The sequence below is a fragment of the Treponema sp. UBA785 genome, assembly GCF_002297065.1.
Lineage (GTDB): Bacteria > Spirochaetota > Spirochaetia > Treponematales > Treponemataceae > Treponema_D.
Genome location: NZ_DBJD01000044.1, coordinates 1 through 395 on the forward strand (window position 1 = coordinate 1; position 395 = coordinate 395).

General features: G+C 36.2%; 1 protein-coding gene. It reads right to left on the minus strand.

Annotation, left to right across the window (positions count from 1 at the left end; genetic code table 11):
* The coding region (locus tag B2X33_RS03400; RefSeq protein WP_296667662.1) for a metal ABC transporter substrate-binding protein at positions 1-395 on the minus strand (395 nt) is incomplete at both ends.

Below are 395 nucleotides of genomic sequence, written 5' to 3' on the forward strand. Positions count from 1 at the left end.
CATTTTCCGTCAAATCCGGCATTTTTTATTACGGTTTTTGCAATTTTTTTGTCAGAATTTTCGGTCACAAAAACCCTCGGCTCTTCAAATTCCTGAACCTTTTTTGAAAGAAAGGCAACCGTTTCAAAACTTGCTTCCGTTTCTGCCGAACATCCGGAAAAAGCAGCAAAATATTTTGCTCCAAGCTCGTCGGTCATATAACGGAACGGAAAACGGTCGCAGAAAATCAAAGGTTTTGAAGAAAAGTCATTTTTTTTGGAAAGCTCAAGCGCAATTTCCGAAAGAGAATCAAGTTTTTTAAGATAATTCTGCAAATTTTTTGCATAAACAGAAGAATTTGCAAGATCCAAAACTTCAAGATATTCCGCAATTTTTATAACAGCGGTCTTTGCATT